The organism is Dactylosporangium sp. NPDC051541 (genome assembly GCF_044454505.1).
Taxonomy (GTDB): Bacteria; Actinomycetota; Actinomycetes; order Mycobacteriales; family Micromonosporaceae; genus Dactylosporangium.
The window spans coordinates 155,021-168,343 of sequence record NZ_JBITDU010000004.1; the positions used below are offsets into that span (position 1 = coordinate 155,021).

The 13,323-nt window shown below is 69.9% G+C and carries 9 protein-coding genes; 2 read left to right on the top strand and 7 right to left on the bottom strand.

What is annotated here, in order from left to right; translation table 11 throughout:
* The 4 genes from ACIA8L_RS20355 to ACIA8L_RS20370 all read right to left on the bottom strand — a co-directional run bounded on the left by ACIA8L_RS20355 (nucleotide 1) and on the right by ACIA8L_RS20370 (nucleotide 7,547).
* Complete coding sequence (locus tag ACIA8L_RS20355) at nucleotides 1-2,352, bottom strand: RICIN domain-containing protein (RefSeq protein ID WP_395906635.1); 2,352 nt, start codon at nucleotides 2,350-2,352, stop codon at nucleotides 1-3.
* A gap of 2 nt (nucleotides 2,353-2,354) precedes the next feature.
* Complete coding sequence (locus tag ACIA8L_RS20360) at nucleotides 2,355-3,833, bottom strand: RICIN domain-containing protein (RefSeq protein ID WP_395906637.1); 1,479 nt, start codon at nucleotides 3,831-3,833, stop codon at nucleotides 2,355-2,357.
* The gene (locus ACIA8L_RS20365; RefSeq protein WP_395906639.1) at nucleotides 3,830-5,293 is read right to left on the bottom strand and encodes a pectinesterase family protein; all 1,464 of its coding nucleotides are present in this window, start codon (nucleotides 5,291-5,293) and stop codon (nucleotides 3,830-3,832) included. The genes ACIA8L_RS20360 and ACIA8L_RS20365 overlap by 4 nt, the downstream gene beginning before the upstream one ends.
* A gap of 115 nt (nucleotides 5,294-5,408) precedes the next feature.
* The gene (locus ACIA8L_RS20370; protein WP_395906641.1) at nucleotides 5,409-7,547 is read right to left on the bottom strand and encodes a sigma-70 family RNA polymerase sigma factor; all 2,139 of its coding nucleotides are present in this window, start codon (nucleotides 7,545-7,547) and stop codon (nucleotides 5,409-5,411) included.
* A gap of 306 nt (nucleotides 7,548-7,853) precedes the next feature.
* Here ACIA8L_RS20370 and ACIA8L_RS20375 point away from each other — a divergent pair, with 306 nt between their 5' ends.
* Nucleotides 7,854-8,738, top strand: coding sequence for a GH25 family lysozyme (locus tag ACIA8L_RS20375; RefSeq protein WP_395906642.1), 885 nt, complete (start codon nucleotides 7,854-7,856; stop codon nucleotides 8,736-8,738).
* 11 nt (nucleotides 8,739-8,749) lie between these two features.
* Here the strand turns inward: ACIA8L_RS20375 and ACIA8L_RS20380 are convergent, their stop codons facing one another.
* The gene (locus tag ACIA8L_RS20380; RefSeq protein WP_395906644.1) at nucleotides 8,750-9,772 is read right to left on the bottom strand and encodes a LacI family DNA-binding transcriptional regulator; all 1,023 of its coding nucleotides are present in this window, start codon (nucleotides 9,770-9,772) and stop codon (nucleotides 8,750-8,752) included.
* Nucleotides 9,773-10,012: 240 nt separating this feature from the next.
* Between ACIA8L_RS20380 and ACIA8L_RS20385 the strand changes: the two genes are divergently transcribed.
* On the top strand, nucleotides 10,013-11,062 hold the full coding sequence (locus tag ACIA8L_RS20385) for a polysaccharide deacetylase family protein (protein ID WP_395906646.1): 1,050 nt from the start codon (nucleotides 10,013-10,015) through the stop codon (nucleotides 11,060-11,062).
* 69 nt (nucleotides 11,063-11,131) lie between these two features.
* Here ACIA8L_RS20385 and ACIA8L_RS20390 read toward each other — a convergent pair whose 3' ends face one another.
* Nucleotides 11,132-11,467 (bottom strand): hypothetical protein, encoded by a 336-nt coding sequence (locus ACIA8L_RS20390; RefSeq protein ID WP_395906648.1) that lies wholly within the window; start codon nucleotides 11,465-11,467, stop codon nucleotides 11,132-11,134.
* Entirely contained in the window at nucleotides 11,460-13,145 is a 1,686-nt protein-coding gene (locus ACIA8L_RS20395; protein ID WP_395906650.1) for a hypothetical protein, read from the bottom strand. Before ACIA8L_RS20395 ends, ACIA8L_RS20390 begins: the two co-directional genes overlap by 8 nt.
* Nucleotides 13,146-13,323 lie beyond the last annotated feature (178 nt).

Consider the following 13,323-nt stretch of genomic DNA (forward strand, 5'->3'; position numbering starts at 1 on the left):
CTACGGGGTGTAGATTTTCGGGGCGGGCGGCGTGCTCATGCCGTCACCGAGGAAGAAGCTCGGGTGCGGCGGCTGGTTGTACGCCGTGTTCTGCCAGGCGACACCCTCGCGGTACTGGATGTCGTGCATGAGCGTCACGAGCCGGCGGTCCGTGACGGCCGTGGTGAGGTACACCCGCAGCGCCTTGTCGTCGGACGTCGCCCAGATGACCTCCTCGCGCCAGTCGCCGAACAGGTCGGCGGTCAGCGCCGGGGTGGCCTTGGTGCTGTTGTTGGAGTGGACGCCGCTCGCGGTGAGCAGGCGGGTGTCGCCGCTCGTCGTGTACTTGTCGATGTGCGTGGCGTCGAGGAGTTCCCGCACCGGGTCGGCGTCCCACCAGACCACGAAGTTCACCGCGCCGGGGCGGCGGGTGCTGATCTGGACGCCCTTGGTGTTGTAGAGCCCGGAGGTGCCGGTGCTCCACGACTCGGCGCCGGGGCTGCCCGCGTAGACGTCGTCGGAGCGGCCGCGGCCGTTGTCGCAGCCGCAGGTCGGCCACGACCACAGCAGGGCACCGGTCTTGCCGTCGGCCATCCAGCCGGCCTTCTTCGACGTGTCCTCGTCGACCTTGAAGACTTCCTGGCCGGCGTGGGACGGGTCGAGGTCGCCGACGTCGTAGGCGTCCCCGTGGCCCTGGGTGGTGTTCCACAGCGCGGTGCCGTTGTCGTTGACGGCCATCGCGCCGAACGCGATCTCGTCCTTGCCGTCCTGGTCGAGGTCGGCGATGGCGAGCTGGTGGTTGCCCTGGCCGGCGTACTGGCTGCCGGCGCTGTTGGAGTCGAACTTCCAGCGCTCGGTCAGGGCGCCGTTACGGAAGTCCCACGCGGTGATGACGGTCCGGGTGTAGTACCCGCGCGACTCGATCAGCGACGGCCGCTGCCCGTCGAGGTAGGCGGTGCCGGCCAGGAACCGGTCGACGCGGTTGCCGTACGAGTCGCCCCAGGAGGAGACCGTCCCGCGGGGCACGTCGTAGTTGACGGTCGACATCGCCTTGCCGGTCTGCCCGTTGAACATGGTGAGGTACTCGGGGCCGGACAGGACGTAGCCGGAGGAGTTGCGGTAGTCGGCGCTCGAGCTGCCGATGACGACGCCGGTGCCGTCCTTGGTGCCGTCGGCCGTCTTCATCGCGATCTCGGCCTTGCCGTCACCGTCGTAGTCGTACACCTGGAACTGCGTGTAGTGCGCGCCGGCCCGGATGTTGCGGCCCAGGTCGATGCGCCACAGGCGGGTGCCGTTGAGCCGGTAGGCGTCGACGAACACGTTGCCGGTGTAGCCGGACTGCGAGTTGTCCTTCGAGTTCGTGGGGTCCCATTTGAGGACGATCTCGTACTGGCCGTCGCCGTCGAGGTCACCGACGGAGGCGTCGTTGGCGGTGTAGGTGTAGGCGACACCGTCGGGTGTGGTGCCGCCGGCCGGGGCGCCGATGGGGATGTCGAAGTAGCCGTTGCCGCCGACCTGGAACGCGTTCTCCGAGTCGCTCTGCTCGGTGCCGTTGACCACGGGGCGCACCGTGTAGGCGGCCCCGGAGGCGGCACCGGAGTCGAGGTAGTTGGTGGAGTTGGTGATCGGGCTGGCGTTCACCTTGGTGCCGGCCCGGTACAGGTTGAACGCGACCCCGGCCGGGTCGGTGCCGAGCAGCCGCCAGGACACGTAGTTGGCGCTGCCGGACCGCACGCTGACCAGGCCGCGGTTGAGCTTCTCGGCCTGCCGCCCGGTCCCCGTGGGCGGGGGCGAGGTGGTGGGCCCGGTCGTCGGCCCTGACACGTAGTTGAACGAGAACTGCATCCGGGCGACGTCGGAGCAGGTCTCCTCGACGATCGGGTTGTTCCCGGCCGTCGACCCGTCCTTGTCACTGACGCAGAGCCCGGTCGCCACCGATTTCACCAGATACTTGCCGGCGGCCGCGGTTGACGCGGTGAACGTCCAGAGCTGGTTCGCTTTGGTACCGTCGCCACAACCGTACTGCTGCAATTGCGTGCCCGAGACCGAAGACGCACTCGGTACATCAATGCACCGGGTGGAGTTGCCGTTCACCAGGTTGAACTGATTCCCAGCCTGGGTCACCGCCTTCCACTGCATATGGGTCGCGGTCGCGTCGCACGCGACCTGGACCAGCAGCGCGCTGTTGTCCACGGACGCACCGGTCACGTCGATGCACTTGCCGGACGCGCCCGACGCCAGGGTGTACACCCCGCTGCCGACCGGTGTCGCCGCCGCCTCCGACGGCCAGATCGACACGGCCAGGACCACGCCGGGCGCCGCCACCACCGCGGAGGCGATGCCGGCCACTCGCAGTTTGCGCTTTCGGTTCACGGTCAGACTCCGATGTTGGACTGGGGGCCGGAGTACGTCTTGACCAGGGTCGGCACGTCCGCCGCGGAGTCGAGCGTGTAGGAGTAGAACGAGTGCGGGTCGAACGCCGAGCCCGACGTCTGCTGCTTGCCACTGCTGTTGACCACGATCGAGCCGGACTGCTTGAGCTGTGCGGTGCTGTCCGGGTAGTACGGGTTGGTGACGTGGTCGAAGTAGCTGTTCTCCAGGACCATCTTCGTGGCGCCCCGGCTGTAGTTGCCGTAGCTGCTGATGTTGGCCAGGTAGTTGTTGTACAGGTGCGCGTAGGCGAGGTTGTCGGCGCTGGGGTTGCGCTGGTTGTTGTCGTGCAGCCAGTTGTGGTGGATCGTCATCCGGGCCGTCACGTTCTCGGTCCAGCCGATGCCGAACACCTTGTTGTGGTTGCCGAGCTGGTTCCAGGACACGGTGACGTAGCTGGTGTCCTTGCGCGAGTCGATGTAGCCGTCGTTGATGTTCGTGAACGTGTTGTGGTCGATCCAGACGTGGTCGGCGGTGTCCATCTGGATGCCGTCGTAGTCGAAGTCCTTGTCGTCCGGGTCGTCGGAGGCGACCGCGGTGTCGCCGATCGTCAGGTTGCGGATGATGACGTTGTGGATGCCGGCGCCGAGGAAGAACCCGCCGGCCTTGATCCGGCCGTTCTTGCCGACGCCGATGATGGTCTTGTTCGACGTCACGGGGATCTCGTAGCCGTAGGTCGGCACCGTGATCGTGGCGTTGACCCGGATGACGTACGCCGCGCTGCTCGTCGCGTACTTCAGCAGATCCGCGTAGGTGGTCACGGTGACGGTGGTGCCGCCGGCGCCGCCGGTCGTGCCGCCGCCGGTGCTGGCGAACCCGTCAGCGTTGTTCGACCAGGTGCGCCCCCCAGAGCCGGTGGTCGGTCCGGAGGTCGACCCGGTCACATAGTTGAACGACCACTGCATCCGCGAGACATCGGAGCAGGTCTCCTCGACGATCGGGTTGTTGCCCGCCGTCGACCCGTCCTTGTCACTGATGCAGAGCCCGGTCGCGACCGACTTCACCAGGTACTTGCCCGACGCCGCGGTGGACGCGGTGAACGTCCAGAGCTGGTTCGCTTTCGTACCGTCTCCACAGCCGTACTGCTGCAACTGGGTGCCCGAGACCGAAGATGCACTCGGTACATCAATGCACCGGGTGGAGTTGCCGTTGACGAGGTTGAACTGGCCGCTGGTCCGGGCGGTCGCCGTCCACTGCTGGTCCTTCGCCGCCGTGTTGCAGGCGACCTGGACCAGCAGCGCGCTGTTGTCCACCGACGCGCCGGTGACGTCGATGCACTTGCCGCTGGCGCCGGCGGCCAGGGTGTAGACCCCGCCGCCGACCGGGGCGGTGGCCGCCTCCGAGGGCCAGACGGCGACGGTCAGCACCGTCACCGGGACCGTGGCCGCGGCCACGAGCAGGGCGAGCTTGCGACGACTGTTCACAGCGGGTTCCATCCGTCCGTGCCGGCGAGATACTTCTGCGGGGTGTAGTTCGGCGCCTGCGCGTCACTGAGCTGCGGCCGGTTGCTGTTCGTCCCGGCGCCCGAGCCGGTGTTCCGGTACTCGTAGAACCGCGCGTTCTTCCACGAGTTGTCCGACATGTCCGTCCACGGCTGCGAGGTCTTGATGGTCGCGCTGAGGCTGGACTCGCGGTACAGGACCTGCGCGGCGGCGCCCCACGGCCGGCCCAGCTGCGTCGTGTTGTTCACGGCGCCGGTGATCGTGCACTTGTAGAACAGCAGGCCGTAGGTGACGCCGGCGTCGGTGTTGGCCGCCGTGATCGGGCCGCCGGACGTGCGCCGCTCGTAGATCGAGCTGCTGTTGAACACCGCGGTGCCGCCGCCGAAGATGAAGTCGACGGTGCCCTCGACGTAGGAGTTCACGATGTAGGAGCGGGCCTTGTAGATGTACAGCGTGTCCTGGTTGCCGAGGAACCGCACGTTGCTGTACACGGACCGGTCGCCGCTGAGCCGGGCCGCGACGGCCTGGCTGCCCTCGCCGTAGTCGTTGGACATGGTGAGGTTGGTCGCGGCGAAGTCGTGCGCCTCCACGAAGACCGTCGCGCTGCCCGAAGTACCGTAGCCGCCGGCCGAGCTGTGGTTGTTGACGATGACCGTGTTCGACGGGCCGGAGCCGAGGCCCTGCAGCGTCACGTACGGCTTGTTCGACGGGATCGTCACGATCTCGCGGTACGTGCCGGCCTTGATCGTGATGACCCGCCGGGTGGTGTTGTTCGCGGGCACCGCGTCGATCGCCGCCTGCACCGTCTTGTACGTGCCACTGCCGTCGGCGGCCACGGTCGGTTTGGTGCCGGCCGGGGTGGTGGCCACCGGTGTGGTCGGTCCACTTGTCGAGCCGCTCACGTAGTTGAACGACCACTGCATCCGCGAGACGTCGGAGCAGGTCTCCTCGACGATCGGGTTGTTGCCGGCCGTCGAGCCGTCCTTGTCGCTGATGCACAGCCCGGTGGCGACGGACTTCACCAGGTACTTGCCCGACGCGGCGGTGGACGCGGTGAACGTCCACAGCTGGTTCGTCTTCGTACCGTCTCCACAGCCGTACTGCTGCAATTGCGTGCCCGAGACCGAAGATGCACTGGGTACATCAATGCACCGGGTGGAGTTGCCGTTGACCAGGTTGAACTGACCGTTCGCACGAGCGGTCGCGGTCCACTGCTGGTCCTTCGCCGCCGTGTTGCAGGCGACCTGGACCAGCAGCGCGCTGTTGTCCGCCGAGGCGCCGGTGACGTCGATGCACTTGCCGGACGCGCCCGCGGCGAGGGTGTAGACGCCGCCGCCGACGGGGGCGGTGGCGGCCTCGGACGGCCAGACGGTGATCGCCAGAACCGTGGCGGAGACCGCGGCCGTGACGGCGGCCGCGATCAGAGTTCGGGGTGGTGACATGGGTGGTCCTCTTCTCAGGGCGGGGGCTGAACCATCCCTGTAGATGACGGGGACGCCGCGCCGATAACGAGAACTCCGGACAATTGTTGGAAGCGCTGCTGTACCGGTGAAAATTTCACGACTCGGACATCGACGCGCCCATGCCGTTGCCGGTGGACAGGAAGTTCGTGGCCGGCAGCGTGCCGTCGGCGTTGCGCGGGCCCTCGGCGGCCGCGGCGTCGGTGGACCGGAACATCGTCGCGTCCCAGGTGCCCTCGTCCCACGTGTTGCGGCTGGTGTGCCCGGCCGCGCTCATGCTCACCGAGTTGTCGTTGCCGATGGCCACGTTGGAGCGCAGCGTCGCCGGGGTGGTCGGCATGCCGAAGCCGGTGGCGCCGTTGCGAAACGCGGTGTTGTTGGACAGCCGCAGCTCGGCCGGGTTGCCGCCGTCGGCGAAGCCGTTGTGGATGTTGCCCCAGGCGGCGTTGTGCCGCACGCTGTGGCTCGCCGCGGCCGGCGGGCTGCCACCGCCGAAGGTGAAGCCGTTGCCGTTGCTCTTCCAGCCGGCCACGTTCCAGCGGTTGACGCCGTTGCCGAACGCCCAGTTGTGCTGCACGTCGATCGGGCTGGCGAAGTCGCCGAAGTCGAAGCCGTCGTCGGCGTTGTTGAACGCGCGGCAGCCGCGCACGATGTTGTCGGCGCCGGAGCCGAACTTGATGGCCATGCCGATGCCGGACGAGCCCTGGTCGCTCGGGTCGCGGTTGGCGTAGAAGTCGCTGTCGAGGACCTGGTTGCCGACGGTGCCCTCGCCGCGCAGGGTGAGGCCCGACTCGACGTTGTCGTGCATCGACAGCCGCTGGAAGACGTTCTGTTTGCAGGACAGGCACACGTAGGCGTGGCTGGCGGAGTTCTTGACCTCGAGGCCCCGCACGGTCCAGTAGCTGCCGTGCTGGGTGATGGCCCACTTCCCGGCCGGGAGCGTGCTCGCGTCGATGACGGGGTGCTCGTCCTTGTAGGCGCTGAGCGTGATCCGGTGCGTCTCGTCGCCGTTGGTGTCGAGCACGATCGGCACGGTCGGCTTGTAGGTGCCGCCGCGCAGCGCGATCGTCTGGCCCGGCCGGACCACCGCCGCGGCCTTGGTGACGGTCGCGAACGGGTGCTCGATGCTGCCGTCCCCGCCGTCGTCGCCGTCGGGGGCGACGAAGTACTCGGCCCGGATCGGGCCCGCGGTGCTCGACGGGCCGGTCTGGCCGCCCGGGGCCGCGGAGGCGGTGCCGCCCGGCGGGTCGGGGGCGACCGCACCCCCGGTGGCCGGCGGCGCGGCGACGTCGGCCGGCCGGTCCTCCCCGCTCAGCGGTGTCTCGTAGACCGCGAACGCGAGCCCGCCCCCGGCGACCACCGCGACGGCGGCGATCGCGGCCGCCTTGGTCTGCACGAAATGCTGCAGGTTGGTCAGCACGCCGGTGGTGGCCGCGGAGACCTTCAGGCCCTTGAACACGAACAGCGGCAGCGGCAGCGCGGCGATCCCCGGCAGCAGCTTCTCCGGCGCGAGGAGGTCGGCCGAGAGCTGCGAACAGCGGCGGCAGCCGCGCACGTGCCGGGTCACCCGCTTGCGCCAGAGGGCGTCGGCTTCGCCGTCCCACGGCTTCAGGACCTCGGCCAGGTCCGGGCAGCGCGGGGTCGCGTGCAGGGCCCGCACGAGGCCGCGGGCGGCGTCGAGCTGGGCCCGCATCCGCTGGACCCGCACGGCGGCGTGGCTGGCCTTGAGCCCCATCGCGGCGGCGAGCTCGGCCCGGGTCAGCTCCCCCGTCGCCTCCTGCCACCACAGGGCGAGCAGGTGCCGGTCGGCGTCGTCGAGCCACTGCGTCGCCTCGGCGAGCTCCTTGCGCTGCCCGGTGAGCATGAGCCCGGTGAGGCTGCGCTCCTCGAAGTCGCCGCCGGGATCGGCCAGCTCCTCCGGGATCTCCCGGGCCGGCAGGTGCCGCCGGGTCGCGCCGCGGCGGTGCATCTGGATCTGCCGGTAGGCGATCGCCACCACCCACGACCGGAACCGCCCCGGCTCGCGCAGCCCCGGCAGGCCGCGGACGACCTGGATCATCGTCTCCTGCACGAGGTCGTCGGCGTCGGCGTGGCGGCGCAGGGCGCGCCCGATGACGTTGTAGACCAGCGGCAGGTGGGCCGAGATGAGCGCGTCGAGCGCCTTCTCGTCGCCGCCTTGCGCGGCCAGCACCAGCGAGGTCGTGTCCTGCACCGGCACGGTCTCACCCTGCGTCACCGCTGTTCCCCTTCGCCCGCAACGCCGGCGCCGGCGGTCGGCAACCGACCGGGCACCCCTGGCCGAGGCGAATGTTTACACAACGGACCAGGCGTGTAAAGCATCGGAAACATCGGTCGAAACACATTTCGAAAAAGATGTTATCGCTCTCATCGCCGCGGCATCTACCCGATGTGGAGTCTGCGCCCATCACCCTCCGTGAGTGCTACCAGCGACAACCGGTCGCTTGATCGGCCGGCCCGCCGCCCGCGCCGATGAAAATTTCAGCGCGCTGCCGGGGTCGCGCTTCCGAGGCACACTGGGTTGGTGGCGGCGGTCGAGTGGCGGGTGGTGTGGCGGGTCGTCCGCCGGCGGCTGCGCCGTATGGCCAATACGCCCCACGAGCGCCGACTGGTCGCGTTCGTGCTGCTGGTGCTCACCGGGTTCGTCTGGGGTGTGGCCTCGGCGCCGCCGGTGCCACTCGTCCCGGCGCCGCCGCCGGAGCCGCCCGTCCCGGAGGCGGTGGCCGAGATCGAAGCCGGGCGGCCGGTCGGGTTCGAGGTCGGCGGGATCGACATCTCCAGCCACGACCACCGCAAGTTCACCGTGCACTGGCCGACCGAGGTCGCCGCCGGCAGCCAGTTCGTCTACGTGAAGGCGACCGAGGGCACGTCGTACGTCAACCCGCACTTCGCCGCCGACTACACCGCGGCCAAGGCGGCCGGGCGCTACGTCGGGGCCTACGTCTACGCGCGGCCCGACAAGGGCGACCCGGTCGGGCAGGCCGAGCACTTCCTGCGCCACGCCCGGTTCACCCGCGACGCCCGGACCCTGGTGCCGTTCGTCGACCTCGAGTGGCCCTACGCCGGGGTGAACTCCGGGCCCTGCTACAACCTCACCCCGGCCCAGATGCGGGCCTGGATCGGGGCGTTCATCGGCCGCATCGAGCAGGCGGTCGGGCGCAAGCCGATGATCTACACGAACACCTACTGGTGGAACCCGTGCACCGGCGACGACACTTCCTACGGCGACTACCCCCTGGACATCGCCAACTACACGAAGGGCCCGCCGAAACTCCCGGCCGGCTGGACGACGTTCGCGCTGTGGCAGTACGCCCCCGGCAACCCCGACGAGGCGCACAGCCACGACCGCGACGTGGTGAACGGCGGCCCCGACGGCCTGAAGGCCCTCGCCTGGCCCCCGCCCCGATAGGCGGCCGCGGGTCAGGCCGCGCGGGCCGGGGCCGAGCTGTCGCGGACGATCAGCTCCGTCGCCAGCTCGACCCGCGGCGTCTCGATGGTCTCGCCGTGCGCCATCCGCAGCACCGTCCGCGCGGCCAGCAGACCCATCTCGGCCAGGGGCTGGCGGACCGTCGTCAGCGGCGGTGACGTCCAGCGGCTCTCCGGCAGGTCGTCGAAGCCGACCACCGACACGTCGTCGGGGACGCGCAGGCCGCGGAGGCGGACGGCCTCGTAGGCGCCGAAGGCCATCTGGTCGCTGGAGGCGAAGATGGCGGTCGGCGGGTCGGGCAGGCGCAGCAGGGCTTCGGCGCCGCTGCAGCCGGACTCGTGGTAGAAGTCGCCCTGCTGGATCAGGTCGGGGTCGGTGGCCAGGCCGGCCGCGGCCAGGGCGGCGCCGTAGCCGTCGAGGCGGGCGCGGCTGCACAGCAGGCGCTTGGGGCCGGCGATGAAGCCGATCCGGCGGTGGCCCAGCGCGAGGAGGTGCTCGGTGGCGCGCAGGCCGCCGGCCCAGTTGGTGGCGCCGACGGTGGGGACGTCGATCGTGGGCACCCCGGCCGGGTCGATGACGGCGAGGGGGATGTCGAGCCGGCGCAGCTCCGCGTGCAGGGGCGGGGTGACGTCGGAGGTCACGAAGATGACGCCGTCGGTGGCGCGGGCCCGGAGGTTCTGCAGCCACTGCCGGGCCGAGGCCGGTTTGTCGTGGATGGCGGAGACGACGGTGCCGATGCCGGTGGCGTGGGCGACCTCCTCGACCCCGCGGATGATCTCCACCGCCCAGGGGCTGTCGAGGTCGTTGAAGACGAGGTCGATGAGGTTGGCGGCGGGCTTGTTGCGGGCGGTGCGGCGGCGGTACCCGTGTTCGCGCAGGATCGCCTCGACGCGCTCACGGGTCTGCGGCGAGACGTCGCTGCGGCCGTTGAGGACCCGGGACACCGTGGGCACGGACACGCCGGCCTCCCGCGCGATCGCGGTGATGGTGACCCGGCCGGCGTCATCGAGCGTCACGAGCTTCCCCCTCAACGGTTTTCGATATTTTCGCACGGCACGGTTTTCCGGAACCAACCCCGGAAGTTTCAGGCCCGCATCGACCCATAAGGGCACGTCGGAGCTGCTTAACCGGCTCAGGAAATTTCGGAAATCTTTGACATCGGTACCGGCGGCACCCAAACTGGCGCCATCGACATCCGTCAACCCCGGCTCGCCCCACCGGGTCGTCGCACGCTGCCCTTGAAGGGGAACATTTGCATGCGTAGTCGTCTGCTCGCCGCCGCCGTCGCCGTCGCGGCGGCCGCGGCCCTCACCACCGCGATCGTCGGGGCCGCCGGCCCGGCGAACGCCGCGACCTGCAACGGGTATGTCGGGCTCACGTTCGACGACGGCCCGTCGAACGACCACACCCCGGCCATCCTCAACGCCCTGCGCCAGAACGGGCTGCGGGCCACGATGTTCAACGAGGGCCAGTACGCCGCCAGCTACCCGGCCCAGGTCCGGGCCCAGGTCACGGCCGGGATGTGGGTCGGCAACCACAGCTACACGCACCCGCACCTGACCCAGCAGAGCCAGGCCCAGATCGACTCCGAGATCTCCCGCACCCAGCAGGCGATCGCGAACGCCGGCGGCGGTACCCCCAAGCTGTTCCGCCCTCCCTACGGCGAGACGAACGGCACGCTGCAGTCGGTCGAGTCGAAGTACGGCCTGAAGGAGATCATCTGGGACGTCGACTCCCAGGACTGGAACAACGCCAGCGTCGACGCGATCGTCGCCGCGAACGGCCGGCTGACCAACGGCCAGATCATCCTCATGCACGAGTGGCCGGCCAACACCCTGGCCGCGATCCCGCGCATCGCGCAGACCCTCGCCAGCAAGAACCTGTGCTCCGGCATGATCTCCCCGCAGACCGGCCGGGCCGTCGCCCCCGACGGCGCCACCAACCCGCCGCCGACCACCCCGGGCGGCGGCACGTCCCAGCCCCCGAACAGCCCGCCCCCGGCCGGCGGCGGCGCCTGCTCCGCGAGCTACGCCATCACCAGCTCGTGGCAGGGCGGCTTCCAGGCCTCGGTGACGGTGACGGCCGGCAACGCGGCCCTGTCCCGGTGGACGGTCAAGTGGACGTTCGCCAACGGCCAGACCATCACCCAGCTCTGGAACGGCACCCTGAGCGCGTCCGGCTCCGCGATCACGGTGACGAACGCGTCGTACAACGGCAACGTCCCCGCCGGCGGCACCACGAGCTTCGGCTTCACCGGCAACTGGAACGGCACGAACGCCGTCCCCAGCCTCACCTGCTCGGTCTGATCACCGACCCCGCCCGCCCCGGCCAACCCCCGGGGCGGGCGGCCGCCCACCACCGCCCGGCGAGCCGCCTCACCGCGCCCCGCCCCGCTTCCGGCGGCGCAACGCCGGCGAGCGCCCGCCGATGAGGGTGCCGGCCACGCCGATGGCACCGCCCGACGACGAGAAGATCGCCGGCAGTGTCTTGTCCAGCAGCGCGAGCACCACCGTGGCCACGATCGTCAAGACCATGAGCAGCAGCGCGAAGTTCAGGCGCCGCTCGGCGTCGCGCCTGATCCATCGGGCGTCGGCCTCGAGCTCCCGCAGGATGGTCTCCGCGGCGCCGGGTACGGCCCGATCCCATTGCTTGACGTGCTCCCAGTGCGGCAGGCCTTCCCAGACCGAGCCGCCGGGGACGGTGTCAGCCATGGTCGGACTCCTCACGACCGTCGTCCGGAGGAGGTCCGAGCGCCGTCGTGATGGCGGCCATCCTCTGTTCGAAGTTGTCGAACGCCACGATCCGGGCGGCTTCATCGGTGACCGGGATGGACAGCCAGGCCGCGAGTCGGCCACGCCAGTCAGAGCGCCTCCCGAGTTCCGGGCGGATGTGCTCGGACGGCTTCGGAGATGCACGGGAACCGCTGTGCGGCGGCGGCGCTGGGGACGCGGTCGGCAACGAGATGCGCTGTGGCCGGTACGCACCCGGCCCGGCAGGTGCCGGGCCGGACACAGGTGTACCGAGGGAAGCGACACTGCTCTCGCCGAACGTGACCGCATGGGCGTTCAGGGTCTTGATGGCTGCAACCGCCAGACCGATCTTCGCCTCATACGATCCAGCGTCGAAGTCAGTGGTGTCGATGCCGTGTTGCACCAGAAATCCACGGATCGTATCCCGGGCGTACCTTTGCATCGTTCGGAAGTCGCTCGCCGCGTCGCGCAGAACAGTCGGGCTGAGACGGTCCATGGCCACGGCCGCCCGGAGGCCCCGCCCGGCCCCCAGATCGGTTCGGTCCCCGCGGAGGAGAGCCCGGCGCTGCCGGTGCGATACCCGCCGGGCGTGTACCCACCTGCTCGCCTCCCGCAGCAGCACGCCCGGACTGACCAGCATCCGCCGAAGCGTGGAGCCGATCGCGATCCGGGCGACCATGGGGGCCAGCGCCGTCTGCACCGCCGGCAGTTCGATTCGCAGCGACGGCAGCAGTGCGAAGTCGCAGGTGACGAGGAGCAAACCGCCTCTGAGCTCGGCCCGCACGAAGAGGCTGGTGACGATGTCTCCGCCCCACGTGGACTTCTCGATGCAGACGTACGTGCACACCTCCGGCCGCGGCCGGTCGGCGCCCAGGTCCAGCAGTTCCGGATCAACGGTACTGTCCGGCCTTCCGGTCCGGTCGGGCCGGAGTCCCGGCACCTCATCGATCGCCTCACCACCGACGAAGAGCAGCGTATGCACCCGAAGACGCGGAACTTCGTGCGCGCCGACCGCGCCGACAAGGGTCCCGTACAGCTCAGCGACCCGTACCGGGGCAACGGCCCGGCGGTGGCCGCCCGCGACGATCGCGCCTTTGGTGATGTCGACAGTGAACTGGAGGCGCTCCACGGACCCGCCCCACGCGGCGAATCGATCGGCACCGTTGAACACCACCACGTTGGCGGTCATCTGCCGCTGGATACGGCGTTCGACTGTGCCGGGGAGCGCGGGCGCGGCGGCTGGCTCGTCGAATCCGAAGCTCGTCAGGTGCCGGACGATCACGTGGCGTCCGTACTCGAACCAGGCCACCAGCGCGAACGAGGCGACCAGCGCCAGCAGCGCCAGCCCCGAGAGGTCGGCGAAACGCCCGGCGACGATCCCGGCGATGGGCAGCAGCACTGTTGCCGCGAGCAGCCCGGTAAGGGCCAGATTGAGGTGGCGACGACGCCGCCGGGCCAGAGCGGCGTGCCGGGCCAGAAGGAGCAGGTCGACGCCTACCGCCGGCGCGCCGGCCCGCACGGAGGGAGCGACGAGCTCGGCGAACACTTCGTCGGCGAAGGCGGCGGACATGTGGGCCCATGCCGCCATGCGCTTGCTCACCGCGGTCGACGCCCGCACCGGGCGGAGCTCTGTCGTCATGCGCTCTCCAATGCGGAGCGATCACGATCAATGCGCGGGTCTGCGCGGTTTCTCACCGAACACAAAACGTATCAGCTCGGAGACCCTATGTCGCCGGCCGCACGGGCTTGGGGGTCCGGCTGTCAGGCTGAGCTTGGCTTTGCCTGCTCGGCACCGCCCGCGCCCGCCCGATAGCCGC

Coding starts and splice junctions, on each gene's coding strand:
- ACIA8L_RS20365 (WP_395906639.1), bottom strand. CDS start 5,293: ATGTCACCACCCCGAACTCTGATCGCGGCCGCCGTCACGGCCGCGGTC.
- ACIA8L_RS20385 (WP_395906646.1), top strand. CDS start 10,013: ATGCGTAGTCGTCTGCTCGCCGCCGCCGTCGCCGTCGCGGCGGCCGCG.
- ACIA8L_RS20390 (WP_395906648.1), bottom strand. CDS start 11,467: ATGGCTGACACCGTCCCCGGCGGCTCGGTCTGGGAAGGCCTGCCGCAC.
- ACIA8L_RS20395 (WP_395906650.1), bottom strand. CDS start 13,145: ATGACGACAGAGCTCCGCCCGGTGCGGGCGTCGACCGCGGTGAGCAAG.